Origin of the sequence: Xenorhabdus ehlersii, assembly GCF_003610465.1 — a bacterium.
GTDB classification, from domain to species: Bacteria; Pseudomonadota; Gammaproteobacteria; order Enterobacterales; family Enterobacteriaceae; genus Xenorhabdus; species Xenorhabdus ehlersii.
This window is the reverse complement of record NZ_RAQI01000005.1, coordinates 209,138-230,364: the sequence shown is the minus strand read 5'-3', so window position 1 is coordinate 230,364 and position 21,227 is coordinate 209,138. Positions and strand designations below refer to the sequence as shown.

The following is a 21,227-nucleotide window of genomic DNA, read 5'->3' as shown; positions in this document are numbered from 1 at the left end:
TTCCAAATGGAAAAATGATAAATAAAAATTATGATTAATTGATTTTTTAGAAGGGTATTCGTTGGATACTTTATTCAGTTATGAATTTTGATTGGGACTAAACGTCGGTTTAGCGGGAACCGTAGAACGGGTGGAACGGACTAATTTAGGCAAAACTCACACACCGCGTACGACATTGAAATCCGGTGAATGGGGCAAACCGGTTGGTTACTCAGTGCTAGTAGACTCCTATAGCGCAGGATTTCCTGCACCGTTAGGTACTCATGGCTATTGGCATGTTATTGGAGCACGTGATACCAGTGCGGGGTATGCCGGTTTTCTAGCTAGTTATGCTAACGGCCTAATTTATTACGGTCATGCCCTGGCTGCCCGCGAAAATCCAACATGGTATGCGTTATATACCACCAGTAACACCACAGTCGTTGATGGCTACCTAAAAACAGCATCCCCCATTATCCAAATCTACCCTGGTGGCACCTTTACCACCAACGACGAATCCGAGGGTGCTATTGTCGAGCGTCTGTCTGAGGGCGTCTATCTCATCAAAAACGTGCTGGGGTTTAATGCTGATGCGGCATGGGGCGGTGTTGATGGTGGGGTTGAGATACCGCTGTGTAAAAATAAACTGCCGTTGATTTGGGTGGATTACAAAGTGCTACCCGATGGTGCCATCAAATTAATGACCTACCACCGTGAGCATGCAGAAGCACCTACATTCGCCCAAAATGTACGAGAGAGTTATTCAGACGGTGACCCGATTGATATCCCCGCCGGTCGGTCTATATCTGTCCGTGTCCAGATGCCAGAGAGTTCTATTTGGAATCAGCAACAACGGAAATTGACTGAGTCGGAATAAATATAGGGGCATAGTGCCCCTGATTGTTATTCTGGCGCTTTAGGCCAGTCAATATTGGGTGCTGTCGAACAGTCTACGCGGTTTAATAACACCATATATTTTTTCCATTCTGCCAATGCCGCCAGTTCGCTATCCGTTTCCATTTGCAAATCCACTGCGTACTGTAACGGTGTTATAACATTTGCAGCCTGAAACATGCGATAACGTTTTTCCGATTCAGCCCACTGTTGCAATTGCGCCGGTGTTGGCGGCGGGTTTGCAATTGCCAATGCCTCAGCCTCTGCGATCGGCGTCAGGCCGGAATCAATTGCAGAATCGTCAACCCAATCCTCGTATGCGTAAATTTGTTGTGTTTTTTTATCGATAAAATATTTCATATTGCCCCGTTAACTGAGTTCATACCAGCGCAAATTTCCGTCATTGACGTCATGGTTGGTATACATTGACATGGAATAGCTCGCGCCGGGTGGAATAATCCCCGTAACGAACGCGCGGGATTCAATAACCCCCTCGTGGGCGCTGATTGACGTACCGGAATACGCAATATCCTGCCCATTAATGTTCAATGCCATTAGCGCGTACCAATCGCGGATAACCAGTTCCTGATACGTAACAGAAATGTATATTGGCCTGTCGGTATTGTTTTTATACGCAACATACGGTTTTCTGTTGCCTGTCACATCCTGCCATTGTTGATTGATTCCCAGACTGGCGTTGCGGTTAATCGCCGCGGTTGTAGATTTCTGGCTCATCACTGTTTTTGTTGATGACCCGGTGTGGGATACAATGTCACTCACATCCAGCAATTTGTTATCATTAAACGCGGCGTATTCGTTAATTTGCAGTTTCGCACTCGTTTTATCGTTGTGAATTGTGAACGTTTTTGTGTCCCGAGAACCGAATCCGAGGAACGCGTCCCTGCTATCCCCTGAACCAAACTCGACAAAAATGTCTGAATTGCGTTCGGGGGCGTTCAGGCGGAGCGCGCCATAACGCGAATTGATATCAACGCGACCCGTGATTGTCCCACCCGTTTTAGGGTAGGCATTTTCCGCCCGTTTCACCGTCTCCGCTAAACCGAGGTTTTTCACAAACTCGTTTTTATTTGGAATATCCGAACCGTTCTTGTTTTTCTCCAAACGTGTGTTGGCATTATTATTTGCATTAGCCGCATTTTGGTTTGCAGTATTAGCTAAAGATTTAGCCTCACTCACCTTAGCGTCAGTTTGGGTTGTGTTATATGCACCAACATCTGCTGCGTTCAGTGCAATATCCGCCGACAGTGCTTTTCCATTTACCTTGCGGGTAGAAGGCACGCGAGTGTTTGCATTAGCATTCGCGGCATTTGCCTGTTTTGTCGCTTCCCCTACCTTAGTATCTGTTTCGCCCTTAGAGTACGCTCCAACATCACCTGCGTTCAGAGCAATATCCGCCAACAACGCCTTACCATTCACCTTACGCCCTACCGGAACGCGACCATTGGCATTATTATCCGCTGCTTTAGCAAAATCATACGCCGCCTTCACCGCTTTCGGTGTTGCTGCATGCGTTTCACTATTACTATCCACCGCACTGCTCAGGATCACAAATCCCTTCTCTTGCAGCGTCGCGTCAGGATGGTTACGGCTATTTGCATGTTTCTTAATAGAATCATCCACATATTCACGCGTAGCCAAAATCACCGATGGATCAACTTTTAATGTCACCGCGTTAGCACTACTGACAATCAGGATCATGCGAATAGTCTGGGTACGGCCGGAACCCTCTTGCAATTGGGGTTTGTAGGTTTCCGCACAGTTACCCACAGCAATCAAAATGCCATCTTTGTCAAACAGGCCAATCTCACGGATCCACCAGCCACCTTCGTTTTCAGGAATAACCTGCTCTGCAATGATTTGGTTGGTGTTTTTTGGATCAATGCTCAGCGTGTTAATCGCTGCTCGACGTTTTTCATTAACCAGTTTGGTTTGTTTGGTGTCCGGTGTCGGCAACTTGCCACCACCATCACCTATGGCCATATGGGTAATTTCAATTTTAGTACCCAATGCCGCAGCATTTGCTAACTTATCTGCGCCTAACTGCGTCAGCAGCGCAAAATATTTGGTACTCATGGTCTAATCCTCATGTCATCAATAATATGTATGCCCGCGCCCACAACTTCTGAGCCGGATATTGTTATTTGCTCTGGGAAATAAGGGTAAACTGTCAGTTCATCACCACTGTAAGTCGCCGCCGAGTAGTGATATTCACCGCGTGTATCTAGGTTGATGTCCAACCCAATTAAATGTCGGCTCACTGGCTTGGCATCAAAAATCAGGTTTTCCAGTTCCTCGAACATTTCATGGGTAATACCGTTTTCCAATACACCGATATCCAGCCGGAAAGTACCCGGAGCATCATTGGTTTGCCACCACTCTTTTACACGGATGAGATAACCCAATGGCTCGACAACTCGCCGAATCGCACCAATCGTTCCTTTATGTTTATGCAGGAATAGAGAGCTTTTGATCACTTCCCTTTTGGTGCTCTCAGACCAACGTTCGTCCCAGCGATCAACAGACCAGGCCCAAGCCAGATAGGGTAGAAGTGATACCGGACAAGTGTCTGGATCCCACAACTCGCGTAACGGAACCTTAACCTTCTGTAATTCAGCGCAAGCTTTGGCAGCCGCTAGTTCTAACTGGGTTGAACCCATCGGTAGAAGGCGATCACTCATCCGAACCTCCCATCGTCAGGGTCGTTTTGGTGCAGTAAGATGCCTGGGTTTTATCCAGCACGACGTCTTTCAACGGCGCTTTCAATTCCACGCGCTGGACGCCTTCCACATGCAGTGCGGCATAAATCGCTGACAAACGAATGTCACGCCCCAAACGGTGCTGGGCTTCAACATAGTGTTTCAGTCGCTGTTCTGCCGCCTTACGGATAGGTTCTGATTCTGGTGTTGGGAAGATGTACAACACCGCATCAATTTCATATTCCACAATGTTTGCTGACTGAACTTTCAGACGATCCGCCACTGGACGCACGTTTTCATCGTTCAGCACTTTTTCGACTATTTCCAGCAGCTCTTTGGAAGCAACACCCTTGTCCTCCCGCGACATAATGGTCACTGTGACATTAGCTGGCGACGGGCTGATTGCCGAAGCGTCAGCGACGCGACCATCCGCACTGCGGGCATGGTATTCATACGCACCAACCGGGCCAGCAACACTCAAGCCTTCGAAAGCCTGTGGAATGCGTACGCGGTAGTCATTGTCAGATTCCATCACCGCCGGTGTCGGTGGCACGGTAGAATTATCTGCAGGATGCAGAACCATACGGAATACGTTGTTGTTCACCCCCAACTGATCCAAATCGCTGCCTGTTGAATAGGCCACCATCACCGCCCGTGCAGCTTCATTAACCCGTTGACGCAAGAGCAATTCGCGATAAACATTCTCTTCCAACAACTTGACCAAAGGTTCAGATTCCAGTTGTAAAGTACGTGCAATGGCATCTTGCTGATCTTCTGGATAGAGCGAGATCAAGCCTTTTTTGCGCTCTTCCAGCAGTTGTTCGTAATCCAGTGGCTCAACCACATCCGGTGGTGGCAACTGGCTTAAATCGATTGTTGGCATGACTTATTACCTCACCGGGAATGGCTCACCGGAATAGAAAGTGAAAATTCCTTGGCGGATTGATGATAAGTACCCGTAATATCCACCACCATTTTGCCGTCCTGTCGGGTTTCCATCGTGATGGAGGTCAGCATCACGCGTGGCTCCCAACGGCTGATTGCGGTATAACTGGCCGCCATAACCTGAAGCCGGAGCGCTGCGTTTTGTGGCCAGTCAATCAGTTCTGGTAGCAAAGAGCCGTAGGTACGACGCGCGATACGGCTGCCCACAGGGGTTAATAAAATATCGCTGACGGATTGCCGGATATGTGCCAAATCGGTCAGCTCTCGGCCCGTCTGCCGATTCATTCCCAGGTACATCATACGGGGCCTCCTGATGTGTCACCGCCTGACCTGATGCCGGTGTGTTTATGGGAATCCACGATCACGCCGTTGGAACTGAATGTGCCTCCGGTGTGTTCAATATTGCCCGTCATTTTGCCGCCGTTGCGCACAATCAAGTTGCCTGTGCTCATTAGCTGCGTACAGATGACCTCCGGTGTATCCAGCGTAATTCGGGTGCTGGCGACACAGGTGATTTCCGGCGCGGTAATATGGACGGAATCCGAAGCAGTCACTGTCGCGGTTTTGATGCCAGTCACAGTCAATGCGCCAGATTGCGGTTCATACTCCATCACGGCACCATCCGGAAACTTGATATGCGTCGCTTCAGGTGATGTTGATGGCGCCGGAAACTCATCTGAAAAAATCGCAGGCAATACAAAAGCGGTTGTCAGCTCTCCGCCTATGGACAGTAATAAAACCTGTTCACCGACACTGGGCGCCCACCATGTGCGGGAGTTTCCCGCTCTGGATGTCAACCAGTGCAGCCAGTTGGTTTCAAGATTGCCTGTCGCGACTCGGCACTTTCCCTTTGTGGTATCCACTTGGGTAATGACGCCGGTTCGGATCAGGTTGCGCAATAAGCGCATCAGTTCAGTGAGTTGTGTGTTCATGACGTAAGAATGCCATGAAACAGGAGGTTGGACATTAAACTGGGTTTGTAGGAAACAGCATACAAATCCAGAATAAAAATCCTTTTTAATCAAAGAAATAAAAAGGCCTTCTCAGGAATAAAAGAAGGCCTTTTATGGTTTTTTGTATCGCGTTAAACAGCATTGCAATAAGATGCGATCATTCTGATTTACACTGCCGAACAACATCCCGTACATACTGTTGTAAATAGTCTAATTTGGCTTGGTCTTTGATGATGCCGGTTCGGATATCGTAAATAGCGCGTCCAGCTTTTGCAGTGAGTTCGACTTGGGTTCCATCGCCCATACGGCGGGGGCGGGTATCTCGGTTTTGGGTGAGCTGACAGGTAGCAAGGTTGGCGGTGGCGATTTGCACCCGCCGATGACCAGCAATAATGTCAGCACGCAAAGCCGCATTTTTTTCGGTGACATGAGCTAATTTTCCTGAATAGTATTCATCCAATTGTGCAGCCCGATTTTGTGCATCTTTCATTTGCTGAATAGCTGCCAACGTTTCTGAATGGACTTTTTGATTGATGGCAACAAGCTGTGCAGCATGTTGCTGTTTCAAACCCGCCACTTCGCTGAGAAACAGGGAGCGATGTCCCCACCAGCCAAGACTTCCACCAATGACCAGGCATATAATTAAGGGCATCTTTTTTAGTGTATTAATTCCCAACAAACGAGTTCAGCCTCCCCCTTAATCCCAAAGCTGGATAATAGGTCTGCTGGCAACAGGCATAAATTCCGGCATTTCAACTTTCGTTCCATGAGGCAATACTGCGCCAAAATCAGCCAATCCGGGATTTGCCAGCAACACACGCTCAGTCATTCCCAATGTACGGCCATAATGACGCCAACAAATGGCATCAACTGTCTCATTTTGTTGTGCGATAACTTGCATACACTCTCCTTTCTCTTTGCAAAAGTCAGTTAGTAAATCGGAGAGTTATGATCAAATAATTAGCGAAATACCTCAATACAGTAAGATTGTTAGGTCAGTAATACATAAACCAAGGGCAGGAAACCATTTCCTGCCCTTGGTTATTATCTCTTATTACAATGATATGCTATTCATTGGAGGATATTGCCCCTTTGTCAGCGTTAATCAGATAGCCAACTATCATCCTCCCAAACTTCTTGAATGAGTTCCATCATGTGGTCGTGTTCACTGCTTTTTTTAGTCCCTGTTACTCTTACGGAGGTGCTACTGCTAATTCCAATTCTAAAATTTGTATCAGGATAATATGGTAATATTCTTTTTTTTAGTTCACTTTCTAATGAAGATATGACTGATTCAGAAACATTAGCTCGTTTATCGAAAAGTATCTCTACTCGCATGCTTTTCCCCGCCAAATCTATTCTTCTATTGAACCCGAATTCCCTAACATTTTGTTGCTGCTCACCTCATTACCTAACAGATTGTTTTCCTGTTTACCCTGGTAACTGTTAAATCTTTTTTCATAAGGTGCAGATAGCTCTGCTATCCAAACCAGTGCCAGCTCTTTGTCTTCCGCATGATTGCATTCGCAACTTGTTGCCATTCTGGCAATGAAATTGATACGTTGCGCTACCAATGATTCTATAAGAGATTCCACTGATCTATCTGCCTCCATATAATAAACTGTATATATATACAGTACACGTAATAAGACTAAAATTAAAGTAGTTTTTACCTGTTTTAGTCATTAAATTTAATAGTTAGTAACTATTGTTTGTTGTTTTAGCAGAAATATTTGCCAATTTGTTTGATTTTTCTGCTATGACAATTCTACGGTCTGCATAACCCGCTATCTTTCTACTTCCCTGTTCATCCGTACAGTTATTGACAGAACTCCAAGAGGAAAATTTTTTGCTTCTTTTATAAACAATTCGTTCAGATGTAACCGTCGATTCTGATTTTGGCACGATGGTCCATTGGTGGAGCCGCGTACAAATAAATCCTGCATGCGACAAAAATGGTGAGGTCACGCCTTGTATGGATTGAACATCTTCACCATAAGGGCTGCCAAAAGGGATATTTTTGTAAGATAAGCGAATAACTAAATCACGACGTGAAACCCAAGGCCCGCCCTGTGCCTGAGTATAAGCAGCCCAATTCCCCTCATCTGCCGCTTGTAACACTGCGTTTATCTTGTGGTCAGACAGGCGTACTTCCCTGAGTCGACGCAATTCGCGCCAAACCGAAACTGGAGCGCCGCCGATTTGTTGAAATTGGCGAATGCGCCAGCGACTCGCCCAGGCAGTCACTGATTTTGCCATATCGCACAGGGATTCACCGGTTTCATGGTCTTTTTCTTCTTCCAGCGCATAACCATCAATATTTTTAGAAATATACTTGGCAATATAACCTGTTGCACTACCTTTATTGGGATCGATCGCCCGATAATTAAAACGCACCTTTTTGGCTTCATCGTCCTGCAACTCTCCCTGCTCTTCCTGACAAGCGTAATGCTCAAGGAGCTTTCTGACTTGCTGCAAATGCTCCGGCAACATAAACAGCACCATATGCCAATGAGGGGTGCCATCATGATGTGGTTCCACCACACGGAAACCAAATAGATTAATACCTGCCCGTGCCAACGCAGCCCGAACTTTTGCCCAGACACCGCATAAATAACGTTGAGTATCGCGTGGCGTTGCGCCATTCCAAGATTTGACAAACCCGCCTTTGTGCTGGACGGCATGATATTTCGCAGGAGCCGTGATGGTATAAAATTCGCCAACACAGTTCATCTTGTTGGCAATATCTTCGAAACCGCGCATTCTGACCATCAATTCGCAACGTCGGATCGCAGGATTCGCGTTGCTATGAACAACTGTCTCTGCCAGCGAAATTCGTTCCCCTTTTTCATTTTCCAAATCAAAATGCTTGAAAAATTCACGATTGCGCCGTTTTTGTTCCAACCATTCCCGCAATGCCTGACGTGAAACATAAGGAGAAGCGACTTGCTGTACCTGCCCAACGGCAATTGCCATATGTTCAGATTGGATATCACGCAAACGCTTTAAACGAAAATACCACCAACGGGCAGACATCATGCGCAACATGCCAGAACAGAGTTGATCAACAGATGGCATTTTGCGGCCATGATTGAAACGCCGCCAATATGGGGGATGAGTACCACATTGCAAAGTCAGCTTTGCCAGTAATTGGTACAATTTAGCGACACGGGAAAATGACTCATCTTTGCAACCAACAGAAGTTGATGAGTGTTTTTGGGAAATACGCAAAGAATAGTGCTCATAATTACCAGAAATAAAAATGGAAATGTCATGAGCAAGTTTCAAGAGACGTTTGCGATCATACGTCACCATATTTTCCAATTGTTCAATAAAAGGAAAAGGCGTCATACCGGAAACACTTACATTAGAGACACAATGGCTAAACTGATACCTTTCTTTTACCCGTTGCAATCTCGGCAGGACATTCTGTCCAACCGTTTTTCTCAGAAAAGAATTTGCATCACGGCGGCCTGAGCGATTAAAGATATCGATATAACGGCGGCTAAAGTATTTAGCCAGGAAATCCGGTAGTTGTCCTATATATTGGTGACGCCATTGATGATCTTCCGCGTTAACTTCCCATAACAGGCGCTCCGCCATTGAAACACCCAGCGGTATGTTTTGTTCATAAGTGATAACGTTACTATTCATCAATTTCACCATATTCAGGACGAGTAAGAGCCTGGCGTATCCATGCCATTTGTTCAAAAAAGAGATAACGTGTTTAAAAAGCTGTAATTAATTAGGCAATGTCAGGTACTTAGGAAATTGACTGACAACGACCTTGATATGATTCATCGCCTGGATCAGCGCCCGCTTTTCCTCTTGGGTAAAATGGTTGAATTCACTATCGTGGCGGGAGTGCGGAATATTCGCCAAATAGAGAATGGCAGATAACGCACGTTTATTCTGTTCGTAGTAAGCATCTCTTTTATCACGCATATCAGCCAAAAACCGATTTAACTCCTTTTCATTGTCACCCCAATATGTCGCCCTAATCCTCGACAGGTGATTCAATCCTTCCAGCCGCTGGCCGAGGTTAATCTGGGTAAACTTTTCTTGCTCAGTATTCGCCATATTTTCCCTCAACATTTTCCTACAAAACGATCCTCAAGATTCCCCGCTATTTCCAATATTCTCTTCATTTCAAACTCTCTACCTATCCTCAATGGCATTTCCGAAATACTTTCGATATCAGGCATAAAGATTGAAATTTGGGCGTTCATGATGCAATATCTCTCAATGGTTTTCATCTTAACCAATCTGGGCTCACCAAAGGTCTCATATCGAGAACTTAGGCGGGATACTAATAGCTCTTATCTGTACTGTCAATGAAAAATACCAATATTGAGATCAAAATGGGGGCCGATAGTGGGGGAAGACCTGCTATTGAACGTCTTGTCCGCGCATATGGATTTAAATCACGTCAGGCCCTAAGTGACCATTTGGGCGTTTCCAAAAGCACGATGGCAAACCGCTACCTTCGTGATAGTTTCCCTGCGGATTGGATCATCCAGTGCAATCTCGAAACTGGCGCTTCACTGCTGTGGCTGAGCACGGGTCAGGGAGAAATGTTCCCAGATGGAGAAAGCGGCAAAAAAGCGGAACGGTTAGAAGATATCATTGCCCCATCCATCTCTCGTGTAAAATTATCAGGTGGTAAACTTAATGACGTTAGCCCGGTGATTTTGGACAGCGAGTTGATTTCCAAGGAACTCAAAAATCCGCTGATTGTTGATGATGGTGCCTCATGGTATCTGCTAGATACGCAGGAAGATAATATTCAAGATGGCTTATGGCTGGTGGATATTGAAGGTATGCACAGTATCAAAAAGATTGCCAAAATCCCAATCAGCAAGATTCGGGTCAGCGATAGCGACGTCACTTTTGATTGTGCAATCAGCGATATCAAATTTATTGGCCGCGTCGCTCTGGTCATATCCAAACAATAATAATCTGGCATAAAACAGTTTTCATCAAGGTTATCTCTATCCATTAGGATAACCTTGATGGCGTTCAACCATTTTCATACAAAATCTGAACGCCGAAGCCTGTACAGAACATGCTCCCTTAGTGGATGATTTTCTTCCAATCCAGGGTGCAGAAATGTTTTTTCATCTCTGACCATACCCAATTTTTTCATGACATTTTCCGAGCGGTAATTAGAAACCGTGGTAAAAGCGACAACTTCCTCCAATCCGATTTCCGTAAACGCAAAGTCAAAAATTCTGCGGGCGGCTTCACAAGTATAACCTTGCCCCCAAAATGGCTTGTCCAGACGCCAGCCTATCTCAACAAAAGGCGAGAATGGAAATTTGATGTGCGGGATATTCAGTCCTGCAGAGCCAATAAATTCACCACTCTGTTTTAATTCAACCGCCCATAATCCCCAACCACCCTGCGTTTCAAACTTGCGGATACAATTATCGATAAAAGTATCGCTCTGCGTTTTAGTCAGTATGTCAGGAAAAAATTCCATTACGTCAGGGTTGCTACTTAAGCGAAAGAAAGGTTTTCTGTCCTCTGTTTTCCAGGCACGGAGCCACAACCTTTCTGTTTCCAATTCGACAACCACAACGCCTCCTTAATTATCAAGTATTGCTTTTCGCTTTTGGTTTATCGCCTTGATTTTCTCTAATGGAAATAACTCGTTCCATTTCTGGTTTTTTCTTATTATCAACCTGTTCAGATTGACCAAAAAATAATCCACCACGTCGAATTGACATACTGCCACAACGGCTAATGCCCCGTAACTCGCCATGTTCAAGGATATCTAATGTTTCCGCACAGCACGTGCCTTCAACATGACCATCAATGATAATTTCAGGTGCATTCAGCTCACCCTCTACTTTACCGGCATGCATAATCCGAATGGCACCACCTTTTACGCGAATATTGCCAACAACTTTACCCCAGATCTGGATATCCCCTTCCATTTCGACATCCCCCTTGAAGACAGAGTTTTTTGCAATAATGGTATTGGGACGGATCTCGGCTTCAGGTAATTTTTTCTCTTCAGGCTTGATGCCCATAGCGGGTGTCGCAGAACTGGCAGTCGCTGCCTCGGTTATTTTTTTTCCAAACATAGCGTTTATTCTCAATTTCATTTTCATAAAGTAAAACACTAAGGCTAAAAAAGATAAAATTGCTGTCATGGTGCAACTAAAATGAGCACCATACAGATATAGTCCCAATGTAATTCCCCAAAGGAGCCATACACTGCATAAAAAAGCGTTATCTGAAAAACGATACATTGTCATATTGTTCTCGTTTTTGTGGTTTTTTCTTATATTTCATCAGCAAAATATATCTATACATATGCCTTAGCAGGTAACAGAAACAGGCTGTGGAAGCACATCCTACCATTGTACAAGTATAAAAAACAATCTACGAAGCTATAACAGAGTGATTTATAGCGTTATTACACGGATAAAGCTTCTATTTGAATTTAATCCTCTGATTTGTCGTCGAATTTTCTCACATTTATGAAATAAGAAAATCCATAAATATAAATTTCATTTCTTATTTCATATATACAAATCACATAAAATCACAATTTATTAACAACAAAAACAAGAAAAATGCATCATAGTTAGAACCATGAAAACATGTTATACTCAATAGACATTTAGTCTATGGCTATTTCATCTATAAATCTACAATCAGAACTTAATGGGTTAATCTACCATTGTTTAAATTATATCGATCACCAAGAATTGATATTTTTTGATGTTAATTTTCTATTTCAATATTCATTTGAATAATTAAAAAAAAGAAATCCATGTCATCATTGATGTTCTCCATGGCTAAAAATTTTCAAAACAAATAACTCAATAAACAAAATCCATAAATAAAAATCATTTTAATATTAACAACACCTTAACCTTAAAAATAACCATACAGATATTGATCAAAACAAGGTAAAAAACAGAAAAATAATTTTTAACCACAAAAAATCATACTTAAACCTAACACAAATATTTATTTAGTTATATAATATCAACGGTTACTTAATAATAAAAAACACTTCATGCACTCATCAAAAAATGATTACTCACGATACGGAAAATTAGGAGTATTAGATGAAAAGGACGACAGGCTTAAATCAAAAGAATATTTGTACGATCCAATTAACCATGCCGGATTTCAATATCCTGGAGCATAAACAAAGAGGGCTATATATTTTACTTGATGGCGAAATGGTGTGGAAAGATTGCATAAACACTTATCACATTAAATCGAATGAAATCCTTTTTACCCACCCCGGAAGTTATGCAGCTAAAACCAATACAGAAAGTTGTCAGCTATTATGGTTACCCTTACACATGGAGTTTTTACGTAGTTTTTTACAACGTTTCGGATCATTATTAAGTCAGTTAGAGCGACACGAGTTTCCTGCTTATAGGTTGATTCCTTTTAACCAGTTTCCCTTGTTAACGGAAAGCATTCGTGGGCTGGCAAACTTACTGGCGCATGATTCCCCTCCAGCTTTGGTTCAACTAAGAGTTGAAGAGTTACTGTTGCTGCTTTCCTTAGGTAAGCAGGGAACACTGCTAATGTCTATTCTACGGAAATTAAGCAACCGCCCGGTAGAACGCCTGCAAACATTTATGGAGGCTCACTATCTCAAAGAATGGAAATTGAATGACTTCGCACGTGAATTCGGTATGGGATTAACGTCTTTTAAGGAGCTTTTTAACAGTGTCTATGGCACTTCACCCAAGGCTTGGATTAGTGAACAACGCATTCTTTATGCTCATCAATTATTACTAAATAGCGAAATGAGTATCGCCGATATTTCATTGGAATCGGGTTTTTCCAGTCAGTCCTATTTCACTCAAAGCTATCGCCGACGTTTTGGCTGTACACCTAATCGCTCCAGATACGGCAAAGATTAATGATTCATTTAATAACTAATAGTTAGTGCTATATTCCATAAATCAAGGCTTTTCAGTTTTATATAAACTTGTTTAGATCAAACTGAAAAGCCGCAACCACAATTAGGCCAAGATATTGCCTAAATTATGTATGATCGTTTTTATCGATCAATCTCCTCTTATTGATCTGTGCAATCCATTGGACGGCAGTATCTCATCTCACATATAGTCATGGTGACTCATCACTGTTTAGAGCTAATCCGACTAAGCTCTAAGTCACCACCAGGGATTTTTGTATTTGCCGTATTTTTGGCCTGCTTCCGCGCAGGCTTTTTTTATTCTTTTTGCTTGCTATCTGCACTATAAAAGACTGTACCTAATTTAATTCTTTCACGGCCGGTAGCCAGACGATGGCGATTAGTATCCCGCAGCGAGTAAATACAACCACAATATTCCTGCTGATAGAACTCTTCTCGTTTACTGATTTCTATCATACGAGCAGATCCGCCCCCTTTACGCCAGTTATATTCCCAATACATCAAGTCAGGGTAACGGGAAGCAGCACGAACCCCACATTCATTGATTTGCTGCATATTTTTCCAGCGAGAAATACCGAGTGAGCTGGTAATCACCGGGAAACCATGTTCATAGGCATAAAGTGCAGTTCGTTCGAAACGCATATCGAAACACATTGTGCAACGAATACCGCGTTCAGGCTCATTTTCCATTCCTCTCGCGCGTTCAAACCAATTATCACGGTCGTAATCGGCGTCGATAAAAGGAATGCCCATCTCCTGAGCAAAACGGATATTTTCATCTTTACGCAGTTCGTATTCTTTCAGGGGATGAATATTCGGGTTATAGAAAAATATTGTGAAATCAATTCCTGAAGCCAACATTGCTTCCATCACTTCCCCAGAACATGGTGCACAACATGAGTGCAACAAGACTTTTTTGTTCCCATTTGGCAGTGGAAGAGATTTACGCTCATAATTCAGTGACATAATATTTCTTACCTGATTCAGACAATAAAAAATCAGGAAGAGAACAAAGACCCCCTCCCTGTGTTTACTGGATAGACATTTTACCTTTTTCTACTGTCTTACGACAATCTTTGTAAAAGAATCAGGCCTCCTGTACTTCTGGCAAAACCTGCCCACCATCAACGACAATTGTTTGCCCAGTAATATATTTTGCTTCATCGGAAGCCAGGAAACAGGCAGCATAGCCAATATCTTCAGGCGTACCCAAAGCCCGCATTGGCGTGCTATCTTTCGCATAACTGAGGAATTCATCACCAAATGACTTTAAGCCTTCCGTCATAATCATGCCTGGCATAACCGCATTAATGGTGATACCTTGTCCTGCGTATTCCAATGCTGCACTGCGCATAAACCCTAGTTGCCCTGCCTTACTGGCACCATAGTGACTGTAACCCTGAATGCCCGTTATCTCACCTGTTATTGATGAAGTGATAACAACACGCCCATAATGCTGCTTTTCCATGACATTCAATGCCGCTTGTACCAGAAAAAATGTCCCTTTAAGGTTGACGGTGTGCACTAAATCCCAATCCTCCGTAGTCATATCTTTCAAATAATGCTGTGGAAAAATACCTGCATTGGAACAAAGAATATCGAGCCTACCGTACTTTTCAACAATCTGAGCAATCACATTTTTACATGCTGCCTGATCAGTCACATCAAGGGGAATGAAATCAACTTCCAGCTCTTTGGCAATGGCTTCTCCTCTCAGCTTATCAGTGCCGGCAATAATGGTAACAGCACCAGCTTGCTTCAATACCTTGGCAATTCCCGTGCCAATACCTTTGGTTCCACCTGAAATAAAAGCAATTTTTCCTGCTAAATCGAACATAGCTTTTCCTTTTGTATTAGTGGTGAGTGTTTTTTTATTATCTAAAATATAATTCTTCAATTTATTTTTAAACCGTGACTTTATCAAGTTTAATAAATGAAATCAGTATATTAAAAAATATAAAATAAAGTCACGTTATTTACATGAAAAATTGAAATAAAGATCCCTCCTTAAATTTTCCCGACATTGCTTATTCTTCTGCCAGAGATTATTTTTAAAGAACACAACATTTTGTTAACGATAATAATATGGAGTGAAGAATATGATTCTCGATAATTCATTCTTACATGAATATACCGGTACAGCATTATCACCGATTTTATTTCTTAAAAGGGCTGTATTAAGCAATGGTAATGATATAGCCATTATTGATGGAAAACAGCGTTGGACCTGGCACCAATATGCCAATCGCTGTGAAAGGATTGCTATCTCACTCCAACAAATGGGTGTGGATAAAGGAAGCGTAGTCTCGGCTATTTTACCCAATATCCATGAATTGCTTGAGTTACATTTTGCTGTTCCTTTGTCCGGTGCTATCCTCAATGCCTTGAGTACCCGAACAGATGCAGCCACATTAAATTTCGTTTTTGAAAAACTGAATCCCAAAATATTATTTATCGACAAAAGTTATCTTTCACTATTAAATAATGTCTCTTTCAATAATCCAATTAAGATAATTATTGTTGATGAAAACAACTCAACTATTCCTATATCTCCTGCCGGACATGAATTTATATCTTACGAATCACTGATAACCGAACACTCATCAAAGACACTCTCATTTAGCCAAATTGACGAACAAGCCGCTATCAGTATCAATTCCACTTCAGGCACCAGTGGGCAACCGAAACTGGTTGTTTATTCTCACCGTGGGGCATTTTTAAATGCTATTTCTAATATCCTGGATTGGGACATGCCCAGGACTCCCACCTTTTTATGGACTCTTCCCATGTTTCACTGCAATGGATGGTGTTTCCCGTGGACAGTTGCGGCACGAGCAGGCACACATATCTGCATAAGAAAATTTGATGCAGAAGAAACAATGCAACTGATCCAGGAACATCACGTAACCCACTATTGTGGTGCCCCGATTATTCACTACTCTTTAGGCAAGATAACGCAAAAGCATAAAAAGCATTTTGGTGGCCGTGTTTATGGCTTGATTGCTGGTGCACCACCGACAGAAATGATGTTTTCATTGCTGGACGAGGTCGGTATCAATGCAACCCATGTTTATGGATTAACCGAAACTTATGGTCCTGTAGTTGTTTGTGAAAATAAGCATGAATGGCAAGCACTACCAGAATCAGAAAAAGTCTTAAAACGGATGCGTCAGGGAATTGTTTCTAATTTACAAGGGCAGGTGAGTGTTATTGATAAAAATAACTCAGCCGTTCCTTTTGATGGCAAAACCATTGGCGAGATCGCTATTCGCGGTAATATCGTAGCAGCTTATGATCCTGTACGTCAGGTTATACCAGAGATCACCAACCAATGGTTTTATACTGGTGATTTAGCCGTCGTCGATCCTGATGGCTATATCAAAATCATCGATAGAAAAAAAGATATCATTATTTCCGGTGGTGAGAATATTTCCAGTCTTGAATTAGAAAATGCCCTGTCCAGTTACCCGGGTGTTTTGGCTGCCGCTGTTGTGGCAAAACCCGACCCCTATTGGGGAGAAGTTCCCCATGCTTTTATTGAACTCGACGAAAATGCATCAATCACAGAGCAAGAGTTAAATGATTATATTTGTACAGTAGTAGCACGTTATAAACGCCCCAAAGGATATACTTTTTTAACTTTACCGCGAAATGCCAATGGCAAAGTTGTAAAAGATCAATTGAGAAAACGTGTCAAAGACTGATATAACCAGCATAAAGACAATAACGATAAATTAATCCCTTGGACTTAATTTATATGTTTAAAGACGGCGCTATTACGTGCGGCCTTTCTAACGCCGGCAGACTGATCCCACTACTTGCCAATTTCCCCATATGGCAATACATCAAGCAGGCTGCATCAATCAGGGACATAGCCATGGCCGCACCGCTACCCTCACCAAGACGCAAATCTAAATGCAAGTAGGGTTGCAAATTCAAATATTGTAACGCCAGCGCAGCACCTTTTTCTGCCGACATATGGGAAGGGATGCAATAATTCCGTGCCATAGGGGATAGTTGACATGCCGCTAATGCTGACGCATAGGACAAGAAACCATCAAGTATCACCGGTACACCAGAAGCTGCCGCTCCCAGAATCACACCGGCCATGCCGACAAGCTCAAATCCTCCCACTTTTGCCAGTACATCAATGGCGTTTTTGTTATCTGGCTGATTGATGGCAATAGCCTGCCGTACAATGGATTGTTTATGCGCCAGCCGCTCAGAAGGTAAATTAGCGCCTAACCCAACCACATCACGGGGATCACTTCCTGTCAGGACACTGATAACTGCGGCTGCCGCAGTCGTATTAGCAACACCTAACTCTCCAATACCAAATACCGTTATTCCTGCCGCAATGCGTTGTTGCACCAATTGTGCGCTTGTCAGCAACAGCATTTCAGCGTGTTCATAATCCATTGCAACCCCTTTGGCAATATTGCCGCAACCTCGTGCGATTTTAAGGGACAACATTTGTTCGATAGGATCACAATCTATGCCAATATCCACAGGCAAAACATGCGTTCCACTGTTTTTCGCCAGCACACAAACACCTGTTAACCCTTTCAACATATTGCGTGCCTGTATGGTCGTAACGTTTTTAGGTGAAATAGCCACACCTTCGTCATATACACCATGATCAGCACACATGACGATAATCTCTTTTCGCAGGTTTTGTAGACCAACAATGCCAGGCATACCCGATAGTTGTATCGCCAATGCTTCAAGACGCCCCAAACTTCCCAATGGCTTGACTAAGCTGTCAATGTGCTGTGCCGCTTTTTCCATGTTTTTCCGATCCAGAGGTTGGATCGCATCAATCAATGATTGTAGTGTCATGTTTATCCATCCAACTGACATTCTGTCCGAGCGTTGAACATGCTCAACGTGGTATCCCACATGGGTATCGACAATACTGTAAGCCCCTTGCTTCTCCTGATTGACTTTGTTTATTGCCAAATCATTGCTATCAAAAAAACAATTTCCCCTACCTCAATGGAAGCCCCCAGCGTATCGCCAGTTTGTCCACCAAGGCGATAATTGAAATAGAAGGCAAGCCCGTAAACCACAAGCAATGACGCCATCATTGCCGACAAGGTTTGCCAATTCCCCAGAGCCATTACCAACACAACACCAGTCAACAAAGTCAGCATCGTTGCAGAAAAGCTAATTTGGCCAATATAACTGCTTCCCATTCCCTCACCTTCACGGGCATCACGTTGCGCATACATTAAAAGCACCACGGCTGTACGTCCGACAATCGATGCGCAGGTCAACAGGGCAAGCAAATAGAGGGGGGGATGATAAGATAATTCAACGACAGCGAATGTTTTAAGCAAGATACAGAAAATTAACCCAACACCGCCATAAGTTCCAAGCCGACTATCGCGCATGATCTCCAGCATTTTTTCTCGCTGGCGGGAGGAAAAAAGCCCATCACTCGTGTCCGCCAATCCATCTAAATGTAACCCTCCTGTCAATAAAGCCAAAGCCAACACATAACCCATCGCACCAATATACATTCCCCCACCCGACTGGCTGATCGAAAGTGATACCAAGCCCGCCAAACCACCAACAATTAACCCAATCAATGGAAAATAAGGCACACCACGCCAATATTGACGAAAATCGACGCCTTCCGCCCACTTTTGCGGGATTGGAAGCCGTGTCATAAATTGTAGTGTGGCCCAAAAAAGGTGCAGTTTCATTTAATCTTCACTCCAATGCCCGAAACCATCAGCCAGACTTCTTCAGCCGCTTGTGCCAACTTTTGGTTAGCACGTCCAGCAATATCGACAAAATGGCGTGCCAATCGGTTTTCAGGTGTAATGCCCATCCCCAACTCGTTGGTCACCAAATATACTGGCATCGGACACATCAGACTAGCATCAATCAGGTCATCGATCTGATGATGGATAACTACCTCCAATGGTGCGAAATCAAGGTTATCAGGTGATACACCCCCCGATAAGTCAAACAACAAGTTGGCAATTAATGTGGTAACACATTCTAGTATAACGCCTTCTTGGGATTGGCGGTGCTGGCGAATAACTGAGCCTAAATTTTGATGGCCTTCCCAGGTTCGCCAATGTGCCGGACGCTCCTGTTTATGCCGCTCAATACGAGCCGCCATCTCTTCATCTGTGACCTGTGCCGTCGCGATATATAACACCCGCTCGCACCGTTTAGCGAGCAGGCGTTCAGCGTAGGTACTTTTGCCACTGCGAGCCCCGCCTGTCACCAAAATCATGGCATAACTCCGCCAGATGTGTGTTCATGCATTAATTGATAAATCTGCGCGATATCCAGATGCTCACGCATACTGGCAGCCAACCTATTGAATTGTTTTTCTTTGTGCTGGCAGTAATTAAAGGCCACATTTTCCAGTGGAACATAGCCTTTTCTTATCCGCAATTGATTTAATAATGGGCGAGTAAACGTGTTTTCATCGAACAGACCATGCAGGTAACTTCCCATTACCAAACCATCTTGAGCAACTGCACCATCAAGCCCGTTTTTTTCTTCACTATTTTTTTCTTCGCCATTGCACCAATATATTTGGGCAAAAGGCATTGCCTGCTTACCAAGCCGAGTGGTTCCCATATGGATTTCATAACCCGAAATCGGTTGTTCGCTGCATAATTTCAGCATACCTGACAATGCAGGCACTACTACGCCCCTAACCTGTGCAGTCTGTTTTTCACTGGCAAAGTGGGTTTCCGTATCCAATAAACCTAATCCTGCCATTTGAGTTAAGCCGGATTCCACCCCATCCACGATCTGCTTACCTAACATTTGATAACCACCACAGATCCCGATAATCGGCACATTTTTCTGCCGGGCTGTGATAATTGCCTGCCCAAACCCTTTGATTTTTAACCATGCTAAATCTGCCAATGTATTCTTACTGCCGGGAAGGATAATAAGGTCGGCCCCCTGAAGTTCAGAAGGTTCGGAGACATAACGCAAAAGCACATCCGGTTGAGCTGCCAGCGCATTAAAATCGGTGAAATTGGCAATATGGGGGTATTGGATGACAGCAACAACCAGACAATCTTCTGTTTTTTGCCGCTGACGATCATATTTCCCCACCTGCAAAGCGACACTGTCTTCATCTTCCAAATCAAGATCCAGCCACGGCAACACCCCCAATATCGGGACTTGTGTCAAGGCTTCGATCTGATCGATCCCTGATTGCAACAAAGAGACATCACCGCGAAATTTATTGATGATCACCCCCTTGATACGGGCTTTTTCTTCAGGTTTAAGCAAGGCTAATGTGCCGTAGATGGATGCAAATACACCACCACGATCAATATCTGCTACCAAAATGACCGGAGCATCCACTAATTCAGCCATCCCCATATTAACAATATCGCGATCACGCAAATTGATCTCAGCCGGACTGCCCGCCCCCTCTAACACCATGATATCCGTTTCTGCCGCTAACCCGTTATATGCCATCAGAATCTGCTGGAGCAATTGGGGTTTATATTCGTGATATTCCACCGCATTCATGCTGCACATCACTTTCCCCATAAAAACCACCTGGGCCTTGCGATCGCTGGTGGGTTTCAACAATACAGGATTCATGCGTACATCCGGCGTAATCCCCGCTGCTTCCGCCTGAAATATCTGCGCTCGTCCCATCTCTTTGCCATCTGCGGTAACCCCAGAATTAAGTGCCATATTCTGTGATTTAAAGGGAGTGCAACGATAACCATCCTGTGCAAATATCCGACAAAATCCGGCTACCAGCACACTTTTACCTGCATCAGATGCCGTTCCCTGAACCATCAGCGATAATGTCATTCTATTTCC

At 43.8% G+C, this 21,227-nt stretch carries 24 protein-coding genes; 4 read left to right on the top strand and 20 right to left on the bottom strand.

Annotated features, from left to right (window positions below; all coding sequences use genetic code 11):
- Window positions 1-91 precede the first annotated feature (91 nt).
- Window positions 92-856, top strand: coding sequence for a phage tail fiber protein (locus BDE27_RS15845; protein ID WP_120211377.1), 765 nt, complete (start codon window positions 92-94; stop codon window positions 854-856).
- A 26-nt stretch (window positions 857-882) separates the two neighbouring features.
- On the opposite strand, the gene BDE27_RS15840 is transcribed toward BDE27_RS15845, so the two are convergent.
- From BDE27_RS15840 to BDE27_RS15785, 12 genes are all read right to left on the bottom strand, one after another.
- Entirely contained in the window at window positions 883-1,233 is a 351-nt protein-coding gene (locus tag BDE27_RS15840; RefSeq protein ID WP_099133799.1) for a tail fiber assembly protein, read from the bottom strand.
- Between the two features lie 9 nt (window positions 1,234-1,242).
- A complete protein-coding gene (locus BDE27_RS20045) occupies window positions 1,243-2,967 on the bottom strand; it encodes a phage tail protein (protein WP_244208809.1) in 1,725 nt (574 codons plus the stop codon).
- A complete protein-coding gene (locus tag BDE27_RS15830) occupies window positions 2,964-3,572 on the bottom strand; it encodes a phage tail protein I (RefSeq protein WP_099131698.1) in 609 nt (202 codons plus the stop codon). Before BDE27_RS15830 ends, BDE27_RS20045 begins: the two co-directional genes overlap by 4 nt.
- Complete coding sequence (locus BDE27_RS15825) at window positions 3,565-4,473, bottom strand: baseplate assembly protein (RefSeq protein WP_099131697.1); 909 nt, start codon at window positions 4,471-4,473, stop codon at window positions 3,565-3,567. The genes BDE27_RS15830 and BDE27_RS15825 overlap by 8 nt, the downstream gene beginning before the upstream one ends.
- An 11-nt stretch (window positions 4,474-4,484) precedes the next feature.
- A complete protein-coding gene (locus tag BDE27_RS15820) occupies window positions 4,485-4,835 on the bottom strand; it encodes a GPW/gp25 family protein (RefSeq protein WP_099131696.1) in 351 nt (116 codons plus the stop codon).
- Window positions 4,832-5,467 carry a phage baseplate assembly protein V gene (locus BDE27_RS15815; protein WP_099131695.1) on the bottom strand — a complete coding sequence of 212 codons (636 nt, stop codon included), beginning with the start codon at window positions 5,465-5,467 and terminating at the stop codon, window positions 4,832-4,834. Before BDE27_RS15815 ends, BDE27_RS15820 begins: the two co-directional genes overlap by 4 nt.
- 178 nt (window positions 5,468-5,645) lie before the next feature.
- On the bottom strand, window positions 5,646-6,167 hold the full coding sequence (locus BDE27_RS15810; RefSeq protein WP_244208808.1) for a lysis system i-spanin subunit Rz: 522 nt from the start codon (window positions 6,165-6,167) through the stop codon (window positions 5,646-5,648).
- Between the two features lie 18 nt (window positions 6,168-6,185).
- Complete coding sequence (locus BDE27_RS15805) at window positions 6,186-6,389, bottom strand: tail protein X (RefSeq protein WP_099131693.1); 204 nt, start codon at window positions 6,387-6,389, stop codon at window positions 6,186-6,188.
- Window positions 6,390-6,589: 200 nt separating this feature from the next.
- On the bottom strand, window positions 6,590-6,826 hold the full coding sequence (locus BDE27_RS15800; RefSeq protein ID WP_099131692.1) for a DinI-like family protein: 237 nt from the start codon (window positions 6,824-6,826) through the stop codon (window positions 6,590-6,592).
- Between the two features lie 17 nt (window positions 6,827-6,843).
- Window positions 6,844-7,083: a hypothetical protein gene (locus BDE27_RS15795; protein WP_244208807.1), complete on the bottom strand. Its 240-nt coding sequence runs from the start codon at window positions 7,081-7,083 to the stop codon at window positions 6,844-6,846.
- A 103-nt stretch (window positions 7,084-7,186) separates the two neighbouring features.
- Window positions 7,187-9,142: a replication endonuclease gene (locus tag BDE27_RS15790; protein ID WP_099131691.1), complete on the bottom strand. Its 1,956-nt coding sequence runs from the start codon at window positions 9,140-9,142 to the stop codon at window positions 7,187-7,189.
- A gap of 87 nt (window positions 9,143-9,229) precedes the next feature.
- Complete coding sequence (locus tag BDE27_RS15785; RefSeq protein WP_099131717.1) at window positions 9,230-9,568, bottom strand: DUF5347 family protein; 339 nt, start codon at window positions 9,566-9,568, stop codon at window positions 9,230-9,232.
- A 254-nt stretch (window positions 9,569-9,822) separates the two neighbouring features.
- Between BDE27_RS15785 and BDE27_RS15780 the strand changes: the two genes are divergently transcribed.
- Window positions 9,823-10,443: a phage repressor protein CI gene (locus BDE27_RS15780; RefSeq protein WP_099131690.1), complete on the top strand. Its 621-nt coding sequence runs from the start codon at window positions 9,823-9,825 to the stop codon at window positions 10,441-10,443.
- 74 nt (window positions 10,444-10,517) lie between these two features.
- Here the strand turns inward: BDE27_RS15780 and BDE27_RS15775 are convergent, their stop codons facing one another.
- Window positions 10,518-11,066 carry a GNAT family N-acetyltransferase gene (locus tag BDE27_RS15775; protein WP_099131689.1) on the bottom strand — a complete coding sequence of 183 codons (549 nt, stop codon included), beginning with the start codon at window positions 11,064-11,066 and terminating at the stop codon, window positions 10,518-10,520.
- 16 nt (window positions 11,067-11,082) lie between these two features.
- Window positions 11,083-11,577 (bottom strand): bactofilin family protein, encoded by a 495-nt coding sequence (locus BDE27_RS15770; RefSeq protein WP_099131688.1) that lies wholly within the window; start codon window positions 11,575-11,577, stop codon window positions 11,083-11,085.
- Between the two features lie 996 nt (window positions 11,578-12,573).
- On the opposite strand from BDE27_RS15770, the gene BDE27_RS15765 reads away from it, so the two are divergent.
- A complete protein-coding gene (locus BDE27_RS15765; RefSeq protein ID WP_099131687.1) occupies window positions 12,574-13,389 on the top strand; it encodes a helix-turn-helix transcriptional regulator in 816 nt (271 codons plus the stop codon).
- Window positions 13,390-13,703: 314 nt separating this feature from the next.
- Here the strand turns inward: BDE27_RS15765 and BDE27_RS15760 are convergent, their stop codons facing one another.
- Together BDE27_RS15760 and BDE27_RS15755 are read right to left on the bottom strand one after the other, a co-directional pair.
- Window positions 13,704-14,372 carry an epoxyqueuosine reductase QueH gene (locus BDE27_RS15760; protein WP_099131686.1) on the bottom strand — a complete coding sequence of 223 codons (669 nt, stop codon included), beginning with the start codon at window positions 14,370-14,372 and terminating at the stop codon, window positions 13,704-13,706.
- A 121-nt stretch (window positions 14,373-14,493) separates the two neighbouring features.
- Window positions 14,494-15,243, bottom strand: a complete 750-nt coding sequence (locus BDE27_RS15755) for an SDR family NAD(P)-dependent oxidoreductase (RefSeq protein WP_099131685.1) — start codon at window positions 15,241-15,243, stop codon at window positions 14,494-14,496.
- A gap of 262 nt (window positions 15,244-15,505) precedes the next feature.
- On the opposite strand from BDE27_RS15755, the gene BDE27_RS15750 reads away from it, so the two are divergent.
- The gene (locus BDE27_RS15750; RefSeq protein ID WP_099131684.1) at window positions 15,506-17,110 is read left to right on the top strand and encodes an AMP-binding protein; all 1,605 of its coding nucleotides are present in this window, start codon (window positions 15,506-15,508) and stop codon (window positions 17,108-17,110) included.
- Between the two features lie 49 nt (window positions 17,111-17,159).
- Here the strand turns inward: BDE27_RS15750 and cobT are convergent, their stop codons facing one another.
- The 4 genes from cobT to BDE27_RS15730 form a co-directional block, all read right to left on the bottom strand.
- Window positions 17,160-18,245 carry a nicotinate-nucleotide--dimethylbenzimidazole phosphoribosyltransferase gene (gene cobT / locus BDE27_RS15745; protein ID WP_099131683.1) on the bottom strand — a complete coding sequence of 362 codons (1,086 nt, stop codon included), beginning with the start codon at window positions 18,243-18,245 and terminating at the stop codon, window positions 17,160-17,162.
- A 110-nt stretch (window positions 18,246-18,355) separates the two neighbouring features.
- A complete protein-coding gene (gene cobS / locus BDE27_RS15740) occupies window positions 18,356-19,114 on the bottom strand; it encodes an adenosylcobinamide-GDP ribazoletransferase (RefSeq protein WP_099131682.1) in 759 nt (252 codons plus the stop codon).
- Window positions 19,111-19,656 (bottom strand): bifunctional adenosylcobinamide kinase/adenosylcobinamide-phosphate guanylyltransferase, encoded by a 546-nt coding sequence (gene cobU / locus BDE27_RS15735; protein WP_099131681.1) that lies wholly within the window; start codon window positions 19,654-19,656, stop codon window positions 19,111-19,113. The genes cobS and cobU overlap by 4 nt, the downstream gene beginning before the upstream one ends.
- The gene (locus BDE27_RS15730; protein WP_099131680.1) at window positions 19,653-21,218 is read right to left on the bottom strand and encodes a cobyric acid synthase; all 1,566 of its coding nucleotides are present in this window, start codon (window positions 21,216-21,218) and stop codon (window positions 19,653-19,655) included. Before BDE27_RS15730 ends, cobU begins: the two co-directional genes overlap by 4 nt.
- Between the last annotated feature and the right edge of the window lie 9 nt (window positions 21,219-21,227).

What these genes read in the sequence shown, in the direction of transcription:
- BDE27_RS15730 (WP_099131680.1), bottom strand. Translation starts at nt 21,218, where the DNA reads ATGACATTATCGCTGATGGTTCAGGGAACGGCATCTGATGCAGGTAAA.
- BDE27_RS15830 (WP_099131698.1), bottom strand. Translation starts at nt 3,572, where the DNA reads ATGAGTGATCGCCTTCTACCGATGGGTTCAACCCAGTTAGAACTAGCG.
- BDE27_RS15785 (WP_099131717.1), bottom strand. Translation starts at nt 9,568, where the DNA reads ATGGCGAATACTGAGCAAGAAAAGTTTACCCAGATTAACCTCGGCCAG.
- BDE27_RS15765 (WP_099131687.1), top strand. Translation starts at nt 12,574, where the DNA reads ATGAAAAGGACGACAGGCTTAAATCAAAAGAATATTTGTACGATCCAA.
- BDE27_RS15825 (WP_099131697.1), bottom strand. Translation starts at nt 4,473, where the DNA reads ATGCCAACAATCGATTTAAGCCAGTTGCCACCACCGGATGTGGTTGAG.
- BDE27_RS15780 (WP_099131690.1), top strand. Translation starts at nt 9,823, where the DNA reads ATGAAAAATACCAATATTGAGATCAAAATGGGGGCCGATAGTGGGGGA.
- BDE27_RS15840 (WP_099133799.1), bottom strand. Translation starts at nt 1,233, where the DNA reads ATGAAATATTTTATCGATAAAAAAACACAACAAATTTACGCATACGAG.
- BDE27_RS20045 (WP_244208809.1), bottom strand. Translation starts at nt 2,967, where the DNA reads ATGAGTACCAAATATTTTGCGCTGCTGACGCAGTTAGGCGCAGATAAG.
- cobT (WP_099131683.1), bottom strand. Translation starts at nt 18,245, where the DNA reads ATGACACTACAATCATTGATTGATGCGATCCAACCTCTGGATCGGAAA.
- BDE27_RS15790 (WP_099131691.1), bottom strand. Translation starts at nt 9,142, where the DNA reads ATGAATAGTAACGTTATCACTTATGAACAAAACATACCGCTGGGTGTT.
- cobS (WP_099131682.1), bottom strand. Translation starts at nt 19,114, where the DNA reads ATGAAACTGCACCTTTTTTGGGCCACACTACAATTTATGACACGGCTT.
- BDE27_RS15815 (WP_099131695.1), bottom strand. Translation starts at nt 5,467, where the DNA reads ATGAACACACAACTCACTGAACTGATGCGCTTATTGCGCAACCTGATC.
- BDE27_RS15760 (WP_099131686.1), bottom strand. Translation starts at nt 14,372, where the DNA reads ATGTCACTGAATTATGAGCGTAAATCTCTTCCACTGCCAAATGGGAAC.
- BDE27_RS15800 (WP_099131692.1), bottom strand. Translation starts at nt 6,826, where the DNA reads ATGCGAGTAGAGATACTTTTCGATAAACGAGCTAATGTTTCTGAATCA.
- BDE27_RS15820 (WP_099131696.1), bottom strand. Translation starts at nt 4,835, where the DNA reads ATGATGTACCTGGGAATGAATCGGCAGACGGGCCGAGAGCTGACCGAT.
- BDE27_RS15805 (WP_099131693.1), bottom strand. Translation starts at nt 6,389, where the DNA reads ATGCAAGTTATCGCACAACAAAATGAGACAGTTGATGCCATTTGTTGG.
- BDE27_RS15750 (WP_099131684.1), top strand. Translation starts at nt 15,506, where the DNA reads ATGATTCTCGATAATTCATTCTTACATGAATATACCGGTACAGCATTA.
- cobU (WP_099131681.1), bottom strand. Translation starts at nt 19,656, where the DNA reads ATGATTTTGGTGACAGGCGGGGCTCGCAGTGGCAAAAGTACCTACGCT.
- BDE27_RS15755 (WP_099131685.1), bottom strand. Translation starts at nt 15,243, where the DNA reads ATGTTCGATTTAGCAGGAAAAATTGCTTTTATTTCAGGTGGAACCAAA.
- BDE27_RS15770 (WP_099131688.1), bottom strand. Translation starts at nt 11,577, where the DNA reads ATGTTTGGAAAAAAAATAACCGAGGCAGCGACTGCCAGTTCTGCGACA.